Source organism: Vibrio tubiashii ATCC 19109, from assembly GCF_000772105.1.
In the GTDB taxonomy this organism is placed as follows: Bacteria; Pseudomonadota; Gammaproteobacteria; order Enterobacterales; family Vibrionaceae; genus Vibrio; species Vibrio tubiashii.
The window spans coordinates 1658807-1681776 of the sequence record NZ_CP009355.1 but is presented as its reverse complement, the minus strand read 5'-3'; the positions used below and the strand labels follow the sequence as shown (position 1 = coordinate 1681776).

At 43.8% G+C, this 22970-nt stretch carries 26 protein-coding genes and 1 pseudogene; 19 read left to right on the top strand and 8 right to left on the bottom strand.

Annotated elements, in window-relative coordinates:
- Positions 1 to 38 precede the first annotated feature (38 nt).
- The 5 genes and pseudogenes from IX91_RS22770 to IX91_RS22750 form a co-directional block, all read left to right on the top strand.
- Positions 39 to 752: pseudogene (locus IX91_RS22770) on the top strand (ABC transporter permease); the annotation flags it as partial.
- Positions 753 to 766: 14 nt separating this feature from the next.
- Positions 767 to 1717 (top strand): ABC transporter substrate-binding protein, encoded by a 951-nt coding sequence (locus IX91_RS22765; RefSeq protein WP_004747298.1) that lies wholly within the window; start codon positions 767 to 769, stop codon positions 1715 to 1717.
- Positions 1717 to 2382, top strand: coding sequence for a thiaminase II (tenA, locus tag IX91_RS22760; protein WP_004747301.1), 666 nt, complete (start codon positions 1717 to 1719; stop codon positions 2380 to 2382). The genes IX91_RS22765 and tenA overlap by 1 nt, the downstream gene beginning before the upstream one ends.
- A 177-nt stretch (positions 2383 to 2559) precedes the next feature.
- Positions 2560 to 3522 carry a sensor domain-containing diguanylate cyclase gene (locus IX91_RS22755; protein WP_004747303.1) on the top strand — a complete coding sequence of 321 codons (963 nt, stop codon included), beginning with the start codon at positions 2560 to 2562 and terminating at the stop codon, positions 3520 to 3522.
- A gap of 108 nt (positions 3523 to 3630) precedes the next feature.
- Complete coding sequence (locus IX91_RS22750; protein WP_004747305.1) at positions 3631 to 4398, top strand: phosphatase PAP2 family protein; 768 nt, start codon at positions 3631 to 3633, stop codon at positions 4396 to 4398.
- Between the two features lie 74 nt (positions 4399 to 4472).
- Here the strand turns inward: IX91_RS22750 and IX91_RS22745 are convergent, their stop codons facing one another.
- On the bottom strand, positions 4473 to 4664 hold the full coding sequence (locus IX91_RS22745; protein WP_004747307.1) for a hypothetical protein: 192 nt from the start codon (positions 4662 to 4664) through the stop codon (positions 4473 to 4475).
- Between the two features lie 332 nt (positions 4665 to 4996).
- On the opposite strand from IX91_RS22745, the gene IX91_RS22740 reads away from it, so the two are divergent.
- Together IX91_RS22740 and IX91_RS22735 are read left to right on the top strand one after the other, a co-directional pair.
- Positions 4997 to 5455, top strand: a complete 459-nt coding sequence (locus IX91_RS22740) for a MarR family winged helix-turn-helix transcriptional regulator (RefSeq protein WP_004747309.1) — start codon at positions 4997 to 4999, stop codon at positions 5453 to 5455.
- A gap of 522 nt (positions 5456 to 5977) precedes the next feature.
- A complete protein-coding gene (locus tag IX91_RS22735; RefSeq protein WP_004747311.1) occupies positions 5978 to 7207 on the top strand; it encodes a hypothetical protein in 1230 nt (409 codons plus the stop codon).
- 71 nt (positions 7208 to 7278) lie between these two features.
- Here IX91_RS22735 and IX91_RS22730 read toward each other — a convergent pair whose 3' ends face one another.
- Complete coding sequence (locus IX91_RS22730) at positions 7279 to 7569, bottom strand: hypothetical protein (protein WP_004747313.1); 291 nt, start codon at positions 7567 to 7569, stop codon at positions 7279 to 7281.
- A gap of 100 nt (positions 7570 to 7669) precedes the next feature.
- A complete protein-coding gene (locus tag IX91_RS22725; protein ID WP_004747314.1) occupies positions 7670 to 8545 on the bottom strand; it encodes a LysR family transcriptional regulator in 876 nt (291 codons plus the stop codon).
- Between the two features lie 100 nt (positions 8546 to 8645).
- On the opposite strand from IX91_RS22725, the gene IX91_RS22720 reads away from it, so the two are divergent.
- From IX91_RS22720 to IX91_RS22710, 3 genes are all read left to right on the top strand, one after another.
- The gene (locus IX91_RS22720; protein ID WP_004747316.1) at positions 8646 to 9017 is read left to right on the top strand and encodes a nuclear transport factor 2 family protein; all 372 of its coding nucleotides are present in this window, start codon (positions 8646 to 8648) and stop codon (positions 9015 to 9017) included.
- 224 nt (positions 9018 to 9241) lie between these two features.
- Positions 9242 to 9850 (top strand): hypothetical protein, encoded by a 609-nt coding sequence (locus tag IX91_RS22715; RefSeq protein WP_004747318.1) that lies wholly within the window; start codon positions 9242 to 9244, stop codon positions 9848 to 9850.
- 198 nt (positions 9851 to 10048) lie between these two features.
- Entirely contained in the window at positions 10049 to 10534 is a 486-nt protein-coding gene (locus IX91_RS22710) for a VOC family protein (RefSeq protein ID WP_004747319.1), read from the top strand.
- Between the two features lie 61 nt (positions 10535 to 10595).
- Here IX91_RS22710 and IX91_RS22705 read toward each other — a convergent pair whose 3' ends face one another.
- Both IX91_RS22705 and IX91_RS22700 read right to left on the bottom strand, forming a co-directional pair.
- A complete protein-coding gene (locus IX91_RS22705; RefSeq protein WP_004747321.1) occupies positions 10596 to 11102 on the bottom strand; it encodes a hypothetical protein in 507 nt (168 codons plus the stop codon).
- A 178-nt stretch (positions 11103 to 11280) separates the two neighbouring features.
- Positions 11281 to 12354, bottom strand: a complete 1074-nt coding sequence (locus tag IX91_RS22700) for a permease (RefSeq protein ID WP_004747322.1) — start codon at positions 12352 to 12354, stop codon at positions 11281 to 11283.
- Positions 12355 to 12767: 413 nt separating this feature from the next.
- Between IX91_RS22700 and IX91_RS22695 the strand changes: the two genes are divergently transcribed.
- A complete protein-coding gene (locus IX91_RS22695) occupies positions 12768 to 14045 on the top strand; it encodes a peptidoglycan DD-metalloendopeptidase family protein (RefSeq protein WP_004747324.1) in 1278 nt (425 codons plus the stop codon).
- On the opposite strand, the gene IX91_RS22690 is transcribed toward IX91_RS22695, so the two are convergent.
- Both IX91_RS22690 and IX91_RS22685 read right to left on the bottom strand, forming a co-directional pair.
- The gene (locus tag IX91_RS22690; RefSeq protein ID WP_004747325.1) at positions 14042 to 14755 is read right to left on the bottom strand and encodes a glutamine amidotransferase; all 714 of its coding nucleotides are present in this window, start codon (positions 14753 to 14755) and stop codon (positions 14042 to 14044) included. The two genes, IX91_RS22695 and IX91_RS22690, sit on opposite strands and share 4 nt — an antisense overlap.
- A 193-nt stretch (positions 14756 to 14948) precedes the next feature.
- Positions 14949 to 15131 (bottom strand): hypothetical protein, encoded by a 183-nt coding sequence (locus IX91_RS22685; RefSeq protein WP_004749160.1) that lies wholly within the window; start codon positions 15129 to 15131, stop codon positions 14949 to 14951.
- 209 nt (positions 15132 to 15340) lie between these two features.
- On the opposite strand from IX91_RS22685, the gene IX91_RS22680 reads away from it, so the two are divergent.
- From IX91_RS22680 to IX91_RS22665, 4 genes are all read left to right on the top strand, one after another.
- Positions 15341 to 15634, top strand: a complete 294-nt coding sequence (locus IX91_RS22680; protein ID WP_004747330.1) for an ArsR/SmtB family transcription factor — start codon at positions 15341 to 15343, stop codon at positions 15632 to 15634.
- Complete coding sequence (gene sigZ / locus IX91_RS22675; protein WP_038197348.1) at positions 15621 to 16193, top strand: RNA polymerase sigma factor SigZ; 573 nt, start codon at positions 15621 to 15623, stop codon at positions 16191 to 16193. Before IX91_RS22680 ends, sigZ begins: the two co-directional genes overlap by 14 nt.
- Positions 16194 to 16391: 198 nt before the next feature.
- Entirely contained in the window at positions 16392 to 16778 is a 387-nt protein-coding gene (locus tag IX91_RS22670; RefSeq protein WP_004747337.1) for an MAPEG family protein, read from the top strand.
- A complete protein-coding gene (locus IX91_RS22665) occupies positions 16778 to 17299 on the top strand; it encodes a hypothetical protein (protein WP_004747338.1) in 522 nt (173 codons plus the stop codon). Before IX91_RS22670 ends, IX91_RS22665 begins: the two co-directional genes overlap by 1 nt.
- A 94-nt stretch (positions 17300 to 17393) precedes the next feature.
- On the opposite strand, the gene IX91_RS22660 is transcribed toward IX91_RS22665, so the two are convergent.
- Complete coding sequence (locus IX91_RS22660; protein WP_004747339.1) at positions 17394 to 18416, bottom strand: acyltransferase; 1023 nt, start codon at positions 18414 to 18416, stop codon at positions 17394 to 17396.
- Between the two features lie 245 nt (positions 18417 to 18661).
- Here IX91_RS22660 and IX91_RS22655 point away from each other — a divergent pair, with 245 nt between their 5' ends.
- The 4 genes from IX91_RS22655 to IX91_RS22640 all read left to right on the top strand — a co-directional run bounded on the left by IX91_RS22655 (position 18662) and on the right by IX91_RS22640 (position 22933).
- Positions 18662 to 19249 (top strand): TetR/AcrR family transcriptional regulator, encoded by a 588-nt coding sequence (locus tag IX91_RS22655; protein ID WP_004747342.1) that lies wholly within the window; start codon positions 18662 to 18664, stop codon positions 19247 to 19249.
- A 108-nt stretch (positions 19250 to 19357) separates the two neighbouring features.
- Positions 19358 to 20206, top strand: a complete 849-nt coding sequence (locus IX91_RS22650) for an alpha/beta hydrolase (RefSeq protein ID WP_004747343.1) — start codon at positions 19358 to 19360, stop codon at positions 20204 to 20206.
- A 311-nt stretch (positions 20207 to 20517) separates the two neighbouring features.
- The gene (locus IX91_RS22645) at positions 20518 to 21906 is read left to right on the top strand and encodes an SLC13 family permease (protein ID WP_004747345.1); all 1389 of its coding nucleotides are present in this window, start codon (positions 20518 to 20520) and stop codon (positions 21904 to 21906) included.
- Between the two features lie 151 nt (positions 21907 to 22057).
- Positions 22058 to 22933 (top strand): aspartoacylase, encoded by an 876-nt coding sequence (locus IX91_RS22640; protein ID WP_004747346.1) that lies wholly within the window; start codon positions 22058 to 22060, stop codon positions 22931 to 22933.
- Positions 22934 to 22970: the final 37 nt, after the last annotated feature.

Sequence of the window (22970 nt, the reverse complement as noted above, 5' to 3'; positions counted from 1 at the left end):
ACGCTCAGGTGACAAACCCAATGGTGCGTATGACGGTTAGCCTGTTGGTGATTTTGGGCATTTGGCACAGCGTTGTGGTTTTTTTTGATATGCCAAGCTTCATTTTGCCTGCTCCGCTAGATGTCTTCGAGCGATTGATTTCACGTTTTGATGTACTCATGAAACACACTCTTGTTACTGGGCAAGAAATCATACTGGGTTTACTGCTTGGCCTCTCTATGGGGCTTATCTTTGCACTGCAAATGTTGCTGTTTAAACCATTAAAACGTTGGCTGTTACCCATGCTTATTGCGAGCCAAGCAATTCCGGTGTTTGCCATTGCGCCTGTACTGATGCTTTGGCTTGGGTACGGCATCGCGTCCAAGGTGGTGATGGCGGCAATCATTATCTTCTTTCCTGTGACCACTTGTTGCTATGACGGTTTGCGCAATACACCAAAGGGTTATCTCGATCTCGCCAAGACAATGGGAGCAAGTAAATGGCAGCTATTAAGACACATACAACTCCCTGCTGCGCTGCCAACTTTGGCCTCAGGTATTCGAGTTGCCGTTGTGATTGCACCGATAGGTGCCGTAGTCGGAGAGTGGGTCGGTTCAAGTGCGGGTCTTGGCTACCTAATGCTTCAAGCGAATGCACGCATGATCATCGATGAAATGTTCGCCGCATTATTCATCCTCGCTCTGCTTTCCGTTTCTCTCTATTTCATTACAGACAAACTACTTAAAAAATTTATTCCTTGGGAAAATCAATAAAGAAAGGATACTCCGTGAAAATAACCAAAAAAATCAGTGCAGTGGCACTACTCACCTCACTATTATCAGCGAATGCCATTGCAGAAGAGAAGAAGCTCACTCTAATGCTCGATTGGTTTGTTAACCCTAACCATGGGCCAATCGTCATTGCTAAAGAGCGTGGTTACTTTAAACAGCAAGGCATAGAAGTCGAGATCCAAGAACCTGCCGATCCAAGCACGCCGCCAAAACTTGTCGCTGCAGGCAAAGTCGATTTGGCGATTTCCTACCAACCAAGCTTGACCATTGATGTCGCTGCCGGTTTGCCACTGATTCGCTCTGCGACACTGATTGCAACGCCGCTTAACACACTGATGGTGCTAGATAACGGCAAGAACGACAATCTGGCTGACCTAAAAGGCAAAAACATTGGTATTGCGATTGCGGGCAACGAAGAAGCCACCATCGGTACTATGCTGGGCCAAGAGGGTGTGAAGTTTTCAGACGTGAACATCATCAATGTTGGTTGGGCGCTCTCTTCTTCATTGGCATCGGGCAAGGTTGATGCGATTTGGGGCGGTTTGCGTAACTTTGAAACCAACCAACTTGCGCTAGAGGGTTACAAAGCGAAAGCCTTCTACCCAGAGGAGCACGGCGTGCCTGCTTACGATGAGTTAGTATTTGTCGCTAATGCGAAAACCCATGATGCTGAAGCCATCAAGTCATTCAACAAAGCGTTGGAGCAAGCAACTACCTATATCGTTAACCACCCGCAAGCCTCTTGGAAACAGTTTGTCGCGTACGCACCAGATACCTTGAATAATGAACTTAACCAACGTGCTTGGAATGATACCTTAACTCGTTTTGCGCTGCGCCCATCTGCGGTCGACCTTAAGCGTTATGATGACTACGCCGAGTTTATGTACTCGCAAAATCTGATTGAGACACTGCCAAAAGCAGCGGACTACGTACCGGAGTTTAACTAATGAAGTACCAAGACCTCATCGAAGCTTGTGAGTCTGATTGGCAAGAGTACACCGAGCATGCTTTTGTACAGCAGCTTGCATTGGGCACTTTGCCTCAACCTTGTTTTTTGCACTATCTCAAGCAGGATTTCTTGTTCCTAAAACAATATGCTCGCGCTTATGCCTTGGCGATATACAAAGCGCGTAACCTTGAAGATATGCGCCGCGCTTTGCCAAGTGTTCATGCTTTGCTTGATTCAGAAATTGGCCACCATGTGACATATTGTGGCCAGTGGGGGCTCACTGAATCTGACTTAGAGAATGAGCCGGAAGATTTTGGCACAGTGGCATACACTCGCTATGTGCTTGATGCGGGAATGACGGGCGATCTGGTCGAGCTGTATGCTGCGCTTGCTCCTTGTTCGATTGGCTACGCGGTGATCGGTAAGGCCTTGAGTGAAAGTGATACGACTAAACTAGAAGGCAATCCATATCGCAGCTGGATAGAGTTGTATGGTGGCGAAGAGTTTCAATCTGGCGTTGAACAAGGTGCAGAGCATTTCAACCAATTGCTAGAAGAGATTGATCTCAGCAGCCAACGCGGCCAGAACTTGATTCAGGTGTTTAAAACGGCAACGCGCATGGAAGTGGCATTCTGGCAGCAAGGGCTAGACATTAACATCTAGTCCAACCATGATGAAACGTGAGGGCTTGAGTGCATAAGGTATTCAAGCCCTTGTGGTTTTTGCTGATAAAATTGTTACCTCGAACGGCATAAATTGAAATTTATTGGTCAACTTTTAGGCATCTTAATCCTCGACTGCTAAGATTTTTAGTATGTTTTGAGAAATTATTGATGACCAATGCAAGTACCCGACAAGCCTGATAATGAAGCTCAGCGTCTCAATGCTCTTGAGCAGCTTGATATTCTAGACACCGACTCTGAAGAACGTTTTGATCGTGTGACTAGATTGGCTAAAAGATTGTTCGATGTGCCTATCGCAGTCGTGAGCCTCGTGGATAGCGATCGGCAGTGGTTTAAGTCTTGCTATGGGATTGATGCGCAAGAAACCCCGCGCGATGTCTCTTTTTGTGGTCATGCTATTCTTGGTACTGATCCTTTTGTCATCTCTGATGCGACTAAAGATGAGCGATTTGCAGATAACCCTCTCGTTGTCGGTGAGCCGGGTGTGCGATTTTACGCTGGCGTTCCGCTTGTTCACCATGATGACTCTATGCTCGGCACCTTGTGTGTGATTGATACTAAGCCTCGTCAGTTCAATCAAGAGCAAGTGAACGACCTTGTCGATCTAGCTAAAATTGTTGAACAAGAGTTAGCGACTAGAGTGACGGCAACGACAGATCCGTTGACCCAAATATCTAATCGACGTGGGTTCTCTTCGTTAGGAGATAAGTTACTCGACTATTGCCGTTTTGGTGGTTTTCCCGTCTCTTTGGCCTATTTCGACCTAGACAATTTCAAGCAACTCAATGATCAATTCGGGCATCAAGTAGGGGACGAAGCGCTTAAGCAATTTACCCGATTACTGCAGACTTCCTTTAGAGAGTCCGATGTTTACGCGCGTATGGGCGGAGATGAGTTTGTCGTCTTAATGTCGGGTACGACTGAAATGGTTGCGCATATCGCCATTGATCGCTTTACACATGCGATTGAGGCGTTTAATCAAGATCCCAGTCATGTATATCAGTTAGGTTTCAGTGTTGGTATCGCGTCGACTAAAGTGCTCAATGAGACTACTTTGGAGTCTCTATTGAATATTGCTGACCAACGTATGTTGAGAGTAAAGGACACAAATAGAGGGTAACGTCGTCAATCAACACGAAATTTCATTAAATTGACATTGTATTGATAAATTTTCCACGCCTTCTCGACTAAAATTCAGCTTCGTTTTTAGCTGTTGTGAATCCCTATCGTGAAAAACTTCATTCAAAACAAACGTGAAGGCTTGCTCTTGCTTGTCGCCTTCTTACTCGTTGTTGCACCAATGTCGCTGTTTGTCAGCCACATTGATCTATTGAGTGAAGTATCTGATCTGACCGGGCTAAGTTACACCTTGCTGACAGATTCAGCGGGCTCGAAAGGCTTTCTGATCACACTCTCTCTTCTGGTATTAGCTTCTTGGAAGATAGTGGGTACCAACTCACAATTGCTTAGCAAACTGGCTCAGCTTGGTATTATTTTAGTGATTGGCTTTGCGGCAAAAACGGGACTTAAACATATGACGGAAAGCCCTCGTCCCTATACAGAGCTGCTTTCGCATCAGCTTTTGATCCCTCAACCCGCGCATTTTTACAAGTTAGATACCGTACAAAAAGCAGAGGTGATCAATCAAATCTCACAGCAGGTGACGACTTGGCGTACTCGCCATTGGCAGGGTGAAAAAGATTACTCTTTCCCATCTGGACACACTATTTTCGCCGCGATTTGTTTAGCTTTTTTCGGTGGTCTATTTTGGCAAAACAAACAATACGGATTGGTAGCCGTCGTCAGTGTGTGGGCGATTGGGGTCGCTTTTAGTCGATTGTGGCTAGGCATGCATCGCCCGATCGACCTGGTTGGCTCGATTCTGTTTGTCGGAATGGTGTATTTGCTAATACCGAGTTTAGACAAGCTGGCTAACAAAGTTTGGCCGATGTTAGAGAGTCATCTACTTATAAAGGTCAAGCAAGTAAAACGTTGAAATGAGTATTTAAACACCCAGTAATCAAATTGATTACTGGGTGTTGTTGTATTAGGCGCTAGGGAAGCGGTTGTTTACTGGCAGGCAGATATCTTTTTTGCTTCAAGCTGTATGATGTTTTGCAGCTCATCTTTTAGCTCATCAAACTGCTGTTGCTGCATTTCTTGATGGCTATCGATTTCTGAAGAGATCCAGAGCGTAGACCAGACAACACAGATCACTGTGATGATGATGTCTTTTAGAGTCACTTTGAGTTCAAAAGTCATGCTTCCTCATAATGTACACTGTTTTTTATCGGGCGTATTTTGCAGTTATCTTGGTTTGGTGTCAAATTAAAGTGAGAGTTTCTAGGGTGGTTTGCCTCGCTATCTCATCATTTAGCATTACTCGAATCTTGATATTTGTGGTGGCGGTGGAAATTGATCACCACTCAATGATTACCCTCACTTATACGAGCGATGAATCAAACAATCATTAACACATATGCATATCTGGTCGCACAAATTCACAAATTAAATGATAAAGTGTGTTAGAAATGCTTTCGTATCGAACTAATAAATGGATAATAGGGCAGATAACATAAATTGGAATGATCACAATGTCTGAAGAATCAAAGAAACTATTTGAAACCACTGTCGGTATGAGCTTTATTGCTACCCGTATGGTTCAGAACTCCATTCAAAACAAAATTTCGAAGCTTCGCGATGATGTGAATTTTGAACAAATGCTAGTACTGATGGAACTAGACTATGAAGATGGACTTCGCCCAAGCGTTATTGCTGAGCGTTTGCATCGCAGCAAAGGCACCATGACTAGTCTTATTCGCCATGCGGAAAAGAATGAACTGATTGCCAGTGCGAAAGATCCAAGCCACAAAAATGCTAAGCGTTTGTTTTTAACGCTGAAAGGTAAAAAGGTACACGATCAGCTAGCGCAGATGATTCGCGACGAAATGAGTTTCGCGACTCAAGATCTAGATGATGAAGAACGCAAGCATGTTTTCTCTGCGATGGAAAAAGTCATTCTTCGTTACAAACCTGATTTTTACGAAGTGTAATAAAACAACTTCGACTAAGGGTGCTGTTCAGCACCCTTTTTGTTATTCGTGCATCTATGAGATGCACTGTAAGATATGATAGGCGCAAGTCGATAAGCTTATCACCAACAGCGGAAACGGAAGCTGAATAATTGTGTTCTGTTTGTTCATTATCGCATCCTCTCTTGCCTAAACATCTTTAATGTAGACATTGTCTATCATTATTGGAGCTAAAAACTAGCTAATACCCACGGTTAGTTCAATATTACCTTATCTAGATTAAACTTTAAATCAATTCTGGGCATTTGATTTATCAAAAATGGTTTTAGATGTCCTTGTCTTTTCAATGCTGAGTCTAAATGTTGCAGAAATAAGCTTTTCTGATCCTATCTGGTGATGTCGAATGGTACCCATTCCACATCATTTGTCTAAACAGACCACCTTATTAGCAAAAAAATGTATTATCCTTGCAAATGTATAAATAACACTAATATTAGCAATCGATTTATATTTGGTTGCGTTTGATTTTGTTGCGAGGCTTGCATGCAGGTAAAAATTCTAAAGCGTCTGATTAAAGACAAAATGTTTGGTAAAACCAAAAATACTGCGTTAGATGTTCAAGTCGCCCAAATGGCGGATGCGCGAATGGGTGCCATGTATATGTTAGCGAGTACCGAGATCTCTAAGGTTTCAGCATTCTCTAACGCTCATTTCTTCGACAACTTTGTCATTGGCTCCGAGCCACTAAGCGATCTCAAATCGGCAGCATCAGGTCTTTTAGATAAAACCAATGCGATCAACAAACTGCAGCAAACCAAAGCAGGGAAAAAGATCGTTGGCGCGGCTAAAGTTGTCGGCGATACCGCAAGTGCAGTGGTTACTAAAGTTAAACAGGTGATTTCGGACTTCTTCCGTATGCTAATGAACAAAGCGCGTAACATCTATGGTGATTTACTCTATGGTGTTGAGTGGTTTGCTGACTTCGCAACTTGGATGACTGGAGAGTTTGCCGGAAACTTTTCAAGCTTTATTCCAGGATGGGGCTACGTTCAGAGTGCTTCCGATATCTACTCGGGTGTAAAACAAGCGGTATGTAAATCTAAAGATCTCATTACGCAAGTGTATGCAGGCCGTGGTGTTGAACTATTGGGCGGCCACCCAAGCATTATTGCCAATGCTTTGGCTCGTCATTCTGCGACAGGCGCATTAGGTGGAATTAAAAACGCAGCGGTCGGTATCACTAAGATAGGCTTAGAGGCTGCGGGCGATGCGTTTGCTGGTGTGGGTACATTAGTGAGCGTATTAACAGGATTGTTTGAACGTATCGTTAAGCTAGTGGATTACATGATCCAACGCTGCTTAGTAGGTAAGGTACTTAAACGCGCTAAGAAAGAGTGGTCCAATCGCAATGCGAATGGCAGCTTAGTTCAGGATCACAAAAGATTTTCAGAGTGGTTCCAAAGTGCAGTCATCACTACGCCTATCATTGCGGCTTTAGTCATGGGAAGCGGATTTGTCGCTCACCCCTATAAGTTTGCCCAGTTGTTGACGCCAAAACTTGAGGTTATCTCTCAAGGGGAATTTGATAAAGCGGTGGTCTACATTGATAAGCTAAAATCCCTCTCAAGCAAATACGTTCAAGAATATGTCGATAGCTACAGCGTGGACTTTACCAGCAGTGATGGTGTGGTGACAGCACGTTTAAATGAGCTTAAGAATGGCAAAGGGATTTTGGATGGGCATGAGTTTGTTGTGAAGAAAACAACGCCTTAATCGTTAGCCTATATAATAATTTAGCCATATCAAATCTCAGCTTTGATATGGCTTTTGAACGTTAGCACTGCTCAGAGATCGCGCATTAAGGTCTCAAACTCTTCACTCGCTTGGTCGATCAAACGATTTATCTCTTCTGCATCTCTATTGTCTAATTCCAACTGCCATGGTTTTTTATTTTGTTTGCTACACAATCGCGTGTGACCACCGACCTTTTGAAATGACAGTTCAGTAAACTCCGCTTGATGATGTTGCTTGTTTTCCATGATCTCTACGTCAATCAGACCGATAGGATTAATCTCAACATGGGCATGGGAGTGGTTCACATCGATTAGTTCGTATTCTCTATGTACTGAAATCACGGCATTCTCCTTACTCTAGTCACTGACGTTTTAAACAAGTGTAGGCGATCAATTTTGAATGATTAGTGAAATAAATAAGAATATTGATGGAGGTTAATTTCTACTCGTTTTTACCTGAGTAAAAACTTATTAGCTGCTCTTCAATTGCATCGCTTGCCATTAAAACAGCAATAGGTGGCGTTCTTGAATATGGGTGTAAGGCGTAAACATTCGTACTAGGAAGTGCATAATTAGGTAAGCAAGGACAGAGCTCGGGGTATTGAGAAAGTACAAACTCAGGCACGATACCTATTCCCATGCCGTGAGCGATCATGGCAGCAACTTGATTAATGGTATTGACTCTATGCTTAGCTAGGAAATGGTGTTCAACGGTATCTCCAGTCGAAATGGAGTGCATAGTGTGAGTGATCTGTTTGCCTTGCCAGTGGTTAGCGATGTAATTTGCATCTTTGAAGGCTGTTTTGCATGAGGCTTTCTGGCACAAAACGTCGCGAAATGCGCCTATTTTCCTTTGTTTATAACTGCTGTCGCCAGATTCTCCGACTCGAATAGCGAGATCAATATCATTTTGCATCAAGTCTAATTGGTCATCGTCCGCCCTTATATCGAGACAAACCTCAGGATAGGCCGCAAATGCGTGTGCTATTGCTGGAGTAATCACAGTTTCTACTAACGCATGGGGAGCCGTAATAGTGAGATTGCCGGATGGAGTCTGGTGTGTTTCTCGCATCTCGTCCCAGGCTTGATCGACAATCTTGTTCATCGCTAAGCAGTGCTGGTAGAACATCTCTCCCTGTACGGTAAGACTTTGCTTGCGAGTAGTGCGTTTAAGCAAAGTAGTGTCCAGTTCGCTTTCTAGCTGTTTGAGTGCGCCACTCAGTACTGATTTGGAAAGTTCTAGCTTTTCGGCGGCCTTTGAAATTGACCCACAATCAACAATGTACATAAACAGGGTCATTTGGCGATGTTTGTTCATTTAATTGTTCTCTATTTTAGAACAGTGATTTCTTATTTGTTTGTTTTTACGTGTTAATCATAGCACTAAACTGAGCTCAATCATTGAGAGGAGAATAAAAATGAGTCAAGCCGTATTAGAAGCCTGTCAGGCAGGCATAACAGCGTGGAAACACGCTTTCAACAACCAAGATGCAAAGGGCTGTGCGGAGCAGTACCAAGAAGGCACGATTATGCATGCCAAACCTTTTGGTCGTTTTGAAGGCCGAGAGCAGATCCAAGCCTTTTGGCAAAACATCATTGACCAAGGTTTCAGCGACGTTGCGTACACAGAGACAAGATGGGAAAAAGTGGATGAGAGCAGTTATATTCTGACGTCAAATTGGACGATGAACAAAGCATTCGGTGTGGTTCACAAGGAAGTATGGACAATTCAAGATGATGGTAAGGCTCGCTTAACTTACGACGAGTTTGAAGTACAAGGTGAACGTTAGTACCTATCAGAATGAATATCTGAACATCGACTTATCCCGATAGCAAAAAAGTCAATTTAGTGAGATTAGAACATCACACCACTGAATTGGCTTTTGTTTTATTTTCCAGTCTTAAATTTGATTTAGAATTCATGCTCTAAACTAAAGTTGTATTAACATTTTTGTAACCCCCATTAATGTGCCATGATAAAATTCAAACGTTTATTACCCGATAGGAGCCAATAATGTTTGAAGTTGTGCCTCGTAATGATCAACGCACTCCTCTGTCACTGATGAATGATCATCTTATCTCGTGCCCTGATGATCCGTGGACAACCTGTCCTTGGGTTCAAGTCGGCAGGCTTTATCTTTCCGTTACTCAGACAGCCAACTCTTCTTGGCCTACATTGGCTCGACACCTCAACCATCCCGGCGGATATGTCGTATTCTCAGGTCGACATGGTACTCAAGCAGGTCAAGCCGTTGATTCGAGTACTGGCCAGTTCAATAAAAAGTACGTCATTGAAAAGCAGTTTTATCTCGATGATTTAAAAGCGGCCCAAGAATTTGGCAGCAAAGTCGAAGTTGTGGATGTCGCGACACTCAATACGACAGAAAAACTCAAAAGTGCAACCTTAGGTAAAATAAGCCAAGGTAAAGTGGTGATTTATGCTTGGTGTCATTCGATGTTCTCAATGATGGACCATAACGAGGATATGTATGACGATATCTACAATAAAAGAAAAGGCGCAGGTCCTTTGCGAAACTATGTCGTAGAATCACGTGCAATGACGTTGGTGAATCAATCTGTCCGCGCACTCTCTACCGAATGGTACAGTTGGTCTAACGATTAAATATCTACTCAGGCTCCGAAGTAAAGGAGCCTGACTTTCCTTTGGGTTTTCTATCCCATTGCTATATACGTTTCTCTCCTTTTTGTTTGATAAAATTATGTTATTATTTTTATAATTATTGATAATTTCATTTAATCAACACCAGTGCATACACTCTCTCCATCGAAACAAAACATCGCACTAATTCTGGAGAAAGTTATGAAAATGAATCACGTTGGTATCATGGTGGGTGATATGGACAAAGCGGTTGAGTTTTACACTCAAGCGTTAGGCCTTAAGATTGTCATGAATAACACTAAAGTCGTTGAAGAGCGCGAAACGGCTATTGGTCGTATGTGTATCGCCGTATTTGGTGAGGGTTTTAAAGGCTTCAATATTGCTCACTTGGTGACAACTGATGGTATCGGTGTTGAGTTATTTGAGATGAAGGAGCGTCAAGAACGCCATGAGGTCGACTTCTCACGTTTAGGCATCTTCCATTTCTGTTTACAAACTGATGATTTCGAAGGCGTAATGGAAAAGGTCGAGCAGTTTGGTGGCAAAGTACGTATGGATGTGATGCGCTATCACCCAGAAGACGACACTAAGCCTGCAAAAATGGTTTACCTAGAAGACCCGTTTGGCAATCTATTTGAGTTGTACTCTCACACCTACGAAGAGACATATGCATCAGACTACGAGTAATGTGCTCTAAACCGAAAAAGGATTGGCAACAATGCCAATCCTTTTTTGTACGTTGTTAAATTTACTGCGTCATCATCGCTGTTTTATTGGTGACGACCATAGACAAGATGTCACGATCTGCGGCATCTGCCCCATAGCCGTACGATTTCACTGCCCAGAAACCACCTTGTTCCGCAATCAACTTCCAATCCCATTGATAGCCATCTTCAAATTCTAAGTGCAAATTTCCGTTGTCTTGGAACTCCCACGTGATGTTTTCAGTGCTACCTTTATCCAATTTGGTGTATGCACCCGTTCCATCATCGTTCAAGACCATTTTTCGCTTTTTCTTACCGTTGTTGAACGAAAATACAAGTTCTTGCCCTACCACCATATCGTCAGTAAAGATTTCGTAACCGCCACAGTCCATAACGGCTTGTTCAAATTTTTCGTGGGTATAAGCGGCTCCTGAACCATCGCCAACCTTACACAGATTTGATTTTATTGCTTGTTCTTCTGGTGAAGATGTAGATTGGCAACCAGCCAAAAAGGCGATAGAGAGTAGCGAAACTGACGTTAAGATCTTCATAGTTAACCTCTTTCCATAATTGATAATATGCGCATTGTGAATATGTGCCAGTTAAGAACAGGTCATAAACTATGATTCGTCAAATTGGTGTGTAAAAGGTGATAACTGAATGCGGTTTATATCGAACGCATGCATAAAAAAAGGCTCGAATATTCGAGCCTTTTGAGGATAGTGGCGGTTAACCAAAGAGGAAGCTATATAGAAAGCCTGCACCTATCGCCATGCTGAGAATGACAACCAGAAAGGCAGCAATCATCTGATTTTTGAAGATAGACTTAAGTAAAATCACCTCGGTCAAACTTGCACCTGCACTACCTATGATGAGTGCCATGACTGAGCCTAATGCCATGCCTTTTTGTACTAATGCTGCACTAAGTGGAATGACTGCTTCGGCGCGAATGTACAAAGGTATACCGATAATAGCTGCGACTGGTATTGCGTACCATTTTCCTGCCCCAGCGTACTGTGCAATCAACTCAGTAGGAATAAAGCCGTAGATAAACGAACCAATAGCAATACCTAGCATTAGGTAAGGGAAGACTTGTTTAAAATCTTTCCATGTTGAGTACCAAATTTTTGCCCAACGGCTTGGTTCTTTGTTCTCAACTACAGTCGCTGTCGCTGTGCCGTCAGAAGAGCAGCATGACACTTCAACTTTGGTTTCGCTGCCACAAGCCGCTTCTTTTGCTGCAACCGGTGCCGTCTCACCGCAACTCGTTGTCGCACATGACGATACTGATTTTACTTCAGGTTTACTCTCACCACAGCTTGTGCCACAACTTGAAGGTTGTGCTGCTTGGTATGCTTCTGGTTTTACATAGCGTTCAAAACCAAGTTTTTCTAGCGAATAGCCCGCAAGCACTGACACCAACATAGCAATAGCAAAGTAAAACAGCGCGACTTTCCAACCAAAGGTCACGACGAACAAGCCGATGATGACCGGGTTAAGTAGTGGGCTACCAAATAAGAACACCATCATTGGGCCAAACCCTGCTCTGGCTCTGAGTAGACCTTTTAAGAAAGGTATTGTGGAACACGAGCAAAATGGTGTGATAGCACCAAGTAGTGCAGCGACAACATAACCTTTACCGTTGCGCGAACTTAGGATCGATTGGATCTTCTCTGGGGTTAAAAACTCTTGCAACACACCAACAATGTAGCTAATGGCTAAGAACAGGATGATCAGTTCGGTGGCTAAAAACGCAAACATATCGAGCGCTTCGCTCGCCATGGTCATAAATTCGTTATTCATCGTAATAGACTCCAAAATTCATTTCGATTTTTCTCGAATTATAGAAGTGAGAAAGAAAAGATCAATAAATATTTCCATAAATATCGAAATAAAATATAAAGCTATTGTTTATCAGATAGATAAGTCTCAGTGAGCTAAACGGAACTAAATTTAATCAACGGATTTTAATTTCAAGACCAAAAATGATTAATTTGTGACCGAGTTAAACTCTCTATGTAGTCATGAACTCCATTTTTGTAACTGATTTGATATAAATATGATTTTGTTTATGCTTAGTTTGCGCTATTTTAGGTTGCAAGTTCGTTTGTGAAACTTTGGCGCTATTGTTGGTCAATACTCGGTGGCAAAGATCGCATGTTATTACCATTCCATAAGTGTTATAACATAACATTAAGTTCTGATTTGTCTGTTTTATGAAGCTCCTTCGTCCCATATTAGTTGCGGTTGCGATCACCGCCTTTTCTCTCTCTGCTGTGCTGACTTTCAAGTCTGAGTCGAAGCGTGAGCCTACTCCGATCAAAGTGACGGCCTATCAGCCGCAAGAAAATGCGACTCCCGCACCTTTGCAGTCGTCTGAAATTCGCGCTCACTATTTTGTTAAAGTGGGGGATACCTTAAGCACGATATTTTCGGCATGGAACATACCTTACGACACGCTGCAAAGTATTTTAGAGGCCGACCTAGAATCGCTGAAGTTAGATACCATTAAGCCGGGGGATCACCTAGAACTCGTGCTTGATAGTGATACTAAACAGCTCAAGAACTTGATTTATCATCAAAGTTTGGTCGAAAGGGCAGTGTTTAGTCGTGAGGAAGACAATAGCTTTAGCTATCGTTTTGTCGAAGAAGCGGGTGAATGGCAGGAAAAGCTCTATGCGGGCGATATTCAGGGGAGCTTTTCGCTATCGGCTTACCGTGCGGGCTTAACGCCTAATCAGATCGCTAACATTACCCGAGTCTTGCGTGACAAAGTTGATTTCGCTAAAGAATTGCGTGCTGGGGATCGTTTTAATGTGTTGGTTAAAGAGCAATATTTAGGTACTCATCTGACGGGGAATACCGAAATTCAAGGCATTGCGATTTATCTACGCGGCAGAGAAGTCGCAGCATTCTTGGCTGAAGATGGCCGCTTTTACGACAGGCAAGGTAATAGTCTAGAGCAAGCGTTTGATCGCTACCCAGTAGCAAAACAATATCGCCGCATCACGTCTCCATTCAATCCACGACGCAAGCATCCGGTGACGGGGCGTGTTACTCCGCATAACGGCACAGACTTCGCCACTCCTGTCGGAGCGCCTGTCTACTCAACCGGTGATGGTAAAGTGATTGCGGTACGTAACCACAAATATGCGGGTAAGTATCTAGTGATTGAACACAACAGTGTTTACAAGACGCGTTACCTTCATCTGCACCGTTTTCTGGTTAAGAAAGGTCAGCATGTTAAACGTGGCCAAAAGATTGCGATTGCGGGTGCTACGGGCAGGATCACAGGGCCACATTTGCATTTCGAAGTTTTAGTGCGCAATCGCGCGGTAGATCCAATGAAAGCCAATCTTCCGCTCGCTAGCTCCATTTCAAAACAAGATAAGCAGGCATTTTTAGCGCGTATCTCTGAGTTTGATAGCTTAGTGAAAGGTGAACAAAGTGCCACAGCCTTGATTAAGTCACAGGGTGAACCAAACAGCCGCTAGTCCTTTCGCTCTTCACATAGTCGAGCGAAATTCACTAATACGCGTTGTGCCTCATCAGCAGGCACAACCTGTTGTATTTTACGGTTAACAACATCTTCCCCCAACTCTTCCTGAAAGTTCTCAAGTACATCTAGCATGATGTCGGTGGTAAACTCTGGGTGAAACTGGACACCCCATGTGCAGTCGCCGGCACGAAACGCATGGTGCTGGTCCATATTGCTTTGTGCCAACCGGACAGCTTGCTTTGGTAATGTAAGTACAGATTGAAAATGGACGGCTTGAGCGTGGAAGTGTTCGGGTAGTTGGCTAAGCAACGGGTCGTCGTCGCTATTTTCCAAACGGGAGATATTGACTGTACCGACTTCCAACCCATTTGGGTTGAAGTCGATGTCGCCACCAAAAGCGTAGCTAATAAGTTGGTGACCAAAGCAAATGCCTAAGGTTGGAATACGATGTTCTGCGAGCTGCACAATCTCTGCTGCAAGCCGTTTCATCCAGTTGGTTTCTTCTGTCACCATGGACAGTGAACCCATGATGATAACGCCCGCGAGAACTTGCGGTTTTGGCAGTGGGTTAGCGATTCCGTCGTGAAACTCGATCTCAAGCGTGGTGGAGCCAATGGCTTGCTTTGCCCACAGTTCAAAATCACCAAATTTGTTCAGTTGGCTTTCAGGCGCTGAGCCAACATTGACTATCAATAGCTTTTTCACAATCTACCTCGAATAACATCCATGCAACTTGGCTAAGTTATAGAAATGAAAGACCGATAGCAATGGATAATGAGGAAAGAAAAACCGGAACAGCAAGCTATTGGAGGGAATAGATTGGTCCCGGTGGTGGGTATGCGTTTGGCGATTTGGGGAGGCGCAAACGAACCCTTAAGTCGAAATCGGTTGCCAGCAACTAGCTTTGAAAAACAATCTCATCTTCTTCCGTAGTAAATAAAACGGCTTTGTTCTGCTCTATTAATCGAACAGCTGAAGAAGGCGTCACTGCCTGAACTTCCCCCTTTGCTTTAAGCGTCAGGGACTCCCATACTCGATCTTTATATTTTCCTGTTTGTGTGTATTGGATCAGTACTTTCATTGATTTCTCGCTCACTCCTGTAGCACGTACAAGAAACATTAGCCTTATCCCAAATGTTTTACAGCTGTTAAATATGCAACATTAGATTAACTAAATATGGATGGTGAAATCATCATTTTATGCTTGTCTAGAAAGTGGGGCTGTTAACTATTGCATCTTGGAGATATTTCGATTATTTTGGAAATATATCATCTTATGTGGAGTCTGTAATGGAACTTGAAGTCGTTGCCAAAGCACTTAAAGAGCTTGGTCACCCAACTCGTCTTTCGATATACAAAAGTGTAGTCAAAGCCGGTTATCAAGGTATTGCAGTAGGGAGCTTGCAAGAGAAGCTAGGTATTCCAGGCTCAACGCTATCTCACCATATTTCTAGTCTTGCGTCTGCAGGTTTAATTAGCCAACGTCGAGAAGGGCGAACGCTATACTGTGTTACCGATTACCAATGTTTAGAAGGCGTTATTGGTTTCTTGCAAGATGAATGTTGTGCTGATGAGAACTGCTAGCCAAGCCCTTAGCTTAGAGCAAGTGTGGGCAGAGTATCAGCAGGCTTTAAAGTCTTTCCTTCACTCTAAGGTTAGTAACCCAGATGATGTGGAAGATTTGCAGCAAGAGATCTTACTCAAAACCTATCAGAACTTATCTACCATCGCGGATGTCAGCAGTGTCAAAGCTTGGCTGTTTCAACTGGCGAATCGCACTATCATCGACTTTTACCGCAAGCGCGCTCGCCAGCAGCGTGATGGCGAACTCCAAGCAGATGACTTGTGGTTTGAGGAGCAAGAAACAAGCATGGAGCAAGAAATGGCAGAGTGTATTAAGCCCTTTGTTAATGCTTTGCCTGCGGAACAATCTCAACTGCTAGAAGCTGTTGAGCTAAACGGTGAAAGCCAAAAGCAGATCGCTGAGAAAGTCGGCGTCAGCTACTCAACGTTAAAATCGCGCGTGCAGAAAGGCCGTGTTGAACTTAAAAAACTGTTCGAGGCATGCTGCACCTTCCAACTCGATAAACACGGCAACCTTGTTGACTGTGAAGCAAAATCAAAACAGTGTGGGAGTTGTTAGCCTTAAACCTCTCTATTGAGCGCTTCAGAGTGATAGATCCCTTTATTGAAACGCTTTGATAGGGCGACAGAAATTTCCGTATCTGGGCTTAAATATTCAGCCCCGCTATTCAGCGGGGCTTTTTTATGCTTAATTAGTAATACTTAGAGATGAGGAAAATATCAGGTGTTAGAAACCTGAATCACAAGGAGAATGTTGATGGTTACAGCGCTTTACGCTGCAATTCTTGCTGCACTAATGATTTGGCTCTCTATTCAGGTGATTAAGCAGCGCCGCAAAGCTCAGGTTAAATATGCGGATGGCGGGGTAGATGCCCTGACGATTGCCCGAAGTGCACAGGGCAATGCGGTGGATTACATCCCAATTACCCTGATTCTGATGGCTATGGTGGAGTACAACGGTGCAAGCCCTTGGATGATCCATGCGTGTGGTATTGTGTTTGTTCTGGGCCGTATATTACATGCGAAAGGTATCCTTGCAGACAGACTAAAAGGCCGCATTTCGGGGATGAAGATGACCTTCTTAGTGATGGCGGTTCTGATTGTACTTAATATTACTTACCTACCATTTGATAGGATGTGGTAATGATGTTTCGTGCTCCTCCTGCATGGGCGCTAGTACTGACGGGGTTAGTCCTCAATGTTTTAGCGCTTTTGATGTCGAGTATTGTGCTCGACAAGTTGAGTGGGGAGATTGGTCAGCTATCTGAGCAAAAAGACGAAAACATCTATTCAATTCAGCTCGCGTGGAACAGTGTTGAAATGCTCGAACGCAAGCGTGAAATGCTGCTCCTGCATATCGCTCATGAGGGTGAAGTTCAACAACAACTGCAAGCGACGATACAGGGTCAATTGAGCCAGTGGGTTAATCAGCCAATACCAGAGATTAGCTTAGACAAGCTTCCGCAATTGATGATGCTGATAAACCAAGCCCAGCAGTCGTATCGAAACCAGATTGATGATTTTTATCTAGAGAATCTTTCCATCTCTGAGCTGATGACAACGCTTAATGAAAGGATCGCTTGGTACAAGAACATTGGCTTGTTTCTACAGGTGTTTGGTTTAGCTTTGATTCTTGCCAGAGACTTGGCTCGTAAGCCCAATTGACGACAAAGCGATGGATTACCCATCGCTTTGTTTTCTGTTCGGTGGTTACCTAAATAATCCCCTAAACATTAACCTCTACAATCCTCGAACATAGCTACCTAAATAGCAGTCGATAGAGGGGTGTTTTCTCTAACCCTTTAATCAATCCAAAGGTTATCACTATCGCGCCAAACAGTACGGTCATATCTTTGGCAAATCCAGTCAGGCCCAATACTCCAGAAACGTTCATCATCACAATAATCATAGGTAGATGAGCCACGTAGAGAGGCAGCACATACTTAGATTGCTTGGTTAGCCAATAATGAGTTCCGAGTGCTGGTTTTGATAGTAACCACATAAAGCAGCCCGTTCCCCACAGCACAGTGCCAAACAGGAAGTCATTGCCATTGAAAGGTTGCTGATAATTATTGAGGATAAAGGCTTCAACGAAATGTAAAAGCATACCGACTAACGCCAGCAGCAAGGCCTGGCGGGAAGTGGCATTTATCGTTTGCTGACGAATCGAGAAACCTATCGCAAACAACAAGGTACTAAAAAACGGGCCGTTTCGGGTAAAGAATGGAGACCAGAACTCAGTCAGACCCTGATAGCTGCCTGCAAGAACACCGTAAACATACAGTGCGATGCCAAGCGGGACAAAAAGCTCTATTTGCTTAAACTTTTGCAATCCAGCACCAATCGCAGCAGCAAAAATCAGTGCGGGAATAAACCATAAGTGGACGAGACCGCCTTCTAGCAGCGAGTTAAGTGGTGCTTGACCAAGGTAACCCCAATATCCTTGACGCTCTGCGAGATACCCATGCTCAGCCACAGTCGCCCAGTTAAAAGGCATAATAAGGCATATCACACTCCAGACAATAAAAATGCGCAGCAAAGGAGTTATGTAGCGCTTAAGCGTCGCGATTGGGTCAACGGTTAGCTTGGGTTGGATCAAATAACCTGAAATCAAAAAGAACAAAGGGACGGCAAAGCGTGTTGCTTGGTTAAACACATATCCAACCCACGGTGTCTCATTAATTTGCCAATAGCTGAGAAACATCTGACAGTGCATGGCGGCAATCGCTAATATCGCTATCACTCGGCCTAGCTCAATACTTTGAATTTTCTTACTTTCCATAACGACATCAAAACCATTAAAAGTGTTCAGGGTATATCAATAAATCAGCCTCAAGGAATGAATCTAAATCAAATTATGCTGAGGCTACTATCAGTTACCACAGTAATTTGAGAGTGAAATCTAACCCTAAGAATTGTTACATTTACGGATTAGACTTTGTGATTTCATTCAGTAGCAAGTGAGATAAAATTTGCAAAAAAGAACGAGTGTGCTAAAAATAGCATTAACAGTAACGAGAGAGCAGTATGAGTAAAGGCAAAGTTACCCGAGAAAATATCTTAAGCAAGGCATTTGAGCTAGCGAGTGAAAATGGGCTTGAGAGCTTAACCATTGGGGAATTAGCCAAGCAATGCGGGATGTCAAAGAGTGGCTTGTTTGCTCACTTTAACTCCAAAGATAACTTGCAAATAGCGGTTTTGGATTATGCCAACCTGATCTTTACTCAGCGCGTGATTGCGCCCGCGAGGGAGCGAACTTCGATCACTATCGAAGAAAAACTCACACTGCTGCTCGATAGCTGGTTAGGGTGGAACCACTCTTTTCAAGGCAGCTGTATGTTCTTAGACGCTTGGAAAGAGACGAGCGCAGAATCGGCCCCTACCCAGCAAGTACTAAAGAAAACCATCGCGACTTGGATAGAGTACTTACGAATTCAGGTTGCGAAAGGGATTGAGAATGGTGAATTTCGCCAAGATCTCGAACCTAGGCAGGCCACGTTTGAATTGTATGGCTTGTATTTAAGTGCTCACCTGTTTTATTCGATACACGGAGAGCAGGCGAGCAACGAGCACTTCTGGCAGGGCGTTAAACGCCTGTTAGCTGACTGGAAGTAGGACGAATTTAAGCTAAGTGAAGTTCACTTAGCTAATTATTTAACCAAAAATAGCACGGTCGTTCGCTTTTGGGCGAGAAGTAGAGACTGGCACCAAAAGGATATAACCATGAGTGAGAAGATTTACTTTAATACCTCGCAAAAGTTCAGTGTAAAGAAGAGCTTGGTTAACATAACTACTCGGCTTCATCACACTCTCGCACCTAACCATGCGAAGAATACCGCGCGTAAATTGCTGCTGACCCCTGCGCGTACCAAGCCTAAAAATGTTGAGCCAACCGGATTGATTAAAGGTGAAGTAGAATCGAAGGAAGGCGTACTCAAAACGTACCAATTAGGCACAGGCCCAGTGTGGGTGCTGACCCATGGTTGGTCGGGGAGTGCAAGTCAGTTTTACCCCTTGATGGAGCACATTGCTAGCCGAGGCTTTACCGCATTGGCGTATGATCACCCGGGCCACGGTCAAAGTGGCGGCCTGTACGGGCATATTCCGGCATTTGTTCATGGCTTAGAAGCGATTTTAGATAGTGTTGCTGATGTGGCTGGGCTTGTTGGTCATAGCATGGGAACGGCGTCTTCAATCGAGTGTCATCATCAGAAGTTGGTCGATAAACCATTCTTGTTGATTGCGCCTGTATTGGATTATCTCGACAACTTATTTGGTAGCGTTGCTCGCTCAGGCTACTCAATGCGTTTGTTCAATGCTGTCGTTTCTGAGGTTGAAGATCAGTACCACTACCCAATTCAATCTGTCGACCCATATAACAAGCTCAAGTTACGCGGTGCACAAACCATTATCGTCCACGATCAAGGTGACAAGTTTACTAAGTTTGAGGTGTCGCAGAAGGCAGCTCAAGAAATGGAAAATGTTACGCTGGTGGCAACCCAAGGGCAAGGTCATGGCCGAGTGATGAAGTGCAGTGAAGTAATGGACAGCTTTGATCAGTTAATCGCGTAAAGGTTATATGAGAAGGGGGACTTGCTTCCCCTTTTTACGCTCTAAGAGAGGCTAAAGTTAATGTGGATGTTTACGGAAAGGTCGTACCTAGAGCTACAAGCTTGGATAGCGCTCTAGCATTATTAATTTATATGAATAACAAGCATACGTGTAGTGGTTATGATGGTTGAATGTTCAATCTATTCATATTGTTAACATCCATAACCTTGTTGTTGATATGGTTAACAAATTCGCAATGAAAAATATTTCCAAATGGCGTTTATGTGGGATCATTTGCTATGCCACAAGGCCCTAATAAGGAAAAAATAATAATGAATAGAAATGATAGTGTCCCTTTGCCCAACAACACTAGAGAATGGTTTTTCAACCGCAATAGTCTGATTATCCTCGCAGACGTTGCTCTGTTTCTCACCTTGTACTTTACCTTGCCTTTTGACCCTCAAGTGGTGCTGGGTATTAGTATGCTCACCTTTGTCGCGATTCTTTGGCTGACAGAGGCATTACATGTGACCGTAACGGCCATTTTAGTTCCAATTATGGCGGTTTTGTTTGGTGTATTTGACACCCAAACTGCGCTGAACAATTTTGCTAACTCAATTATCTTCTTATTCTTGGGTGGTTTCGCCTTAGCCGCGGCTATGCACCGTCAGGGGTTGGATAAAGTTATCGCCGATAAAGTGCTGATCCTCGCCAAAGGTAAAATGAGTGTGGCAGTGTTCATGCTGTTTGGTGTTACCGCTGCGCTATCAATGTGGATCAGTAACACTGCGACCACGGCGATGATGCTGCCTTTGGTACTCGGCGTGTTAAGCAAAGTGAATTCTGAAAGTGGTCATAAGACCTATGTGTTTGTTCTGCTCGGCATCGCCTACAGCGCAAGTATTGGTGGTATTGCAACGATTGTTGGTAGCCCACCGAATGCTATCGCCGCTGCGGAAGTTGGTTTAACTTTTACTGAGTGGATGAGCTTTGGTGTACCAACTTCGCTAATTTTATTGCCTGTTGCGATAGCTGTTCTTTACGCGACTCTAAAGCCAAACTTATCTGGAGAGTTCGAGTTAAATCGTGACGCGATCAACTGGGATAAAGGTAAGGTTGTGACTTTGGCTATTTTCGGCGCTACCGTCTGCTTATGGATCTTCAGCAAGCCGATTAATGCCATGCTCGGTGGTTACGCTAAGTTTGATACGCTTGTGGCGCTAGCGGCCATTATCGCAGTTAGCTTTGCCCGAGTTGTACACTGGAAAGATATTGAGAAGACCGCAGATTGGGGCGTTTTGCTTCTTTTCGGTGGCGGTATCTGTTTGAGTAATGTTCTAAAGGCAACGGGAACGAGTGTCTTTCTTGCCAATACCCTGAGTGAGATGATTGCTCACTGGGGGATCTTCTTCATCATCGCTATCATTGCGGTTTTTGTTGTGTTCTTAACGGAATTTGCCAGTAATACGGCGAGTGCGGCTTTGTTAATCCCTGTGTTTGCAAGTGTTGCAGAAGCATTTGGCATGTCGCCTGTCATCCTGTCTGTTCTGATAGCGGTTGCGGCATCCTGTGCCTTTATGTTGCCAGTTGCGACGCCTCCGAATGCGATTGTGTTTGGATCTGGACACATTAAACAGAGTGAGATGATGCGAGTTGGTATTATTCTTAACATTGCTTGTATCGGTGTGCTCACGTTTATCGCTTTGAGCTTTTGGACCTAGCCACTACCTAGCTTGATGCCTAAACTCCCTTAAGCCTACCTACTTCGGTAGGCTTTTTTGTTGCGCTTATTTCAAACCCTAGAAAGTTTATTTTGCATGTTTTGTTATGTTATAACATTTGTATAGTTTAAAACCTTGGAATAGAAATATAATGGACAAGATCAATAGCGCGCTGATTGTTGCGGGGACACATGGTAATGAGCTTTCAGGTATTTATTTGCATAAGCTGATTAAAGACAGGCTTTACTCCGCTGAACGTTCAACATTTGCTACCTCTTCGGTGATCGCTAACTCAGAAGCGGTAAAACAGAATGTGCGCTATTTAGAGACAGACTTAAATCGAGAGTTTGCTGAGCTTGGTAACGAGAAAGAGCGTGTATCGCATGAGAGTAAAGTCGCTGATGCATTCGCTGCTAAATATGCCGCCAGCAAAAATCAGCTCATCGTTGATTTACATAACACGACCAGCAACATGGGCGCGACACTCATTCTACTCTCTACGGATCGCTTCTACCGTAAGATGGGAGCCTACGTAAAACAGCGCATGCCAAAAGCAAACATCTTGTTCGAAGATAGAAAGCCATGGTCAGAGCAACCTTATTTGTGCTCTACAGGCGAGTATGGCGTGATGATTGAAGTCGGGGCTCAAGCTCATGGCTCGCTGAAGTCGGAAACACTTGAGTTGATGAAACAAATGCTCACGGCGGTGCTTGATTACGTAGAAAAGCACAATCTCAATCAGATAGATAACTTGCAAGACTACAGCGCGTTTTTCTACACGGAAGAGGTGCCGATTCTGCTCGATCAAGATGGAATGCGCAGTGCTATGGTTCATCCGATGGTATGCGGACGAGACTTTGAAGTGGTTAAGCAAGGTGAGCCACTACTAGCAACGTTTTTAGGTCATGACATTCTTTGGGAGAAGGCACAAGATATCTACCCACATTTCATCAATGAAAGTGCTTATAGCAAAGCCAACATTGCGATGGCTTTGGCAGAGAAACGCTTAGTTTCAGTAAGTCAGTAAAAGCATGAGCGCTCATTAGTTACTCTCCTATAAACTG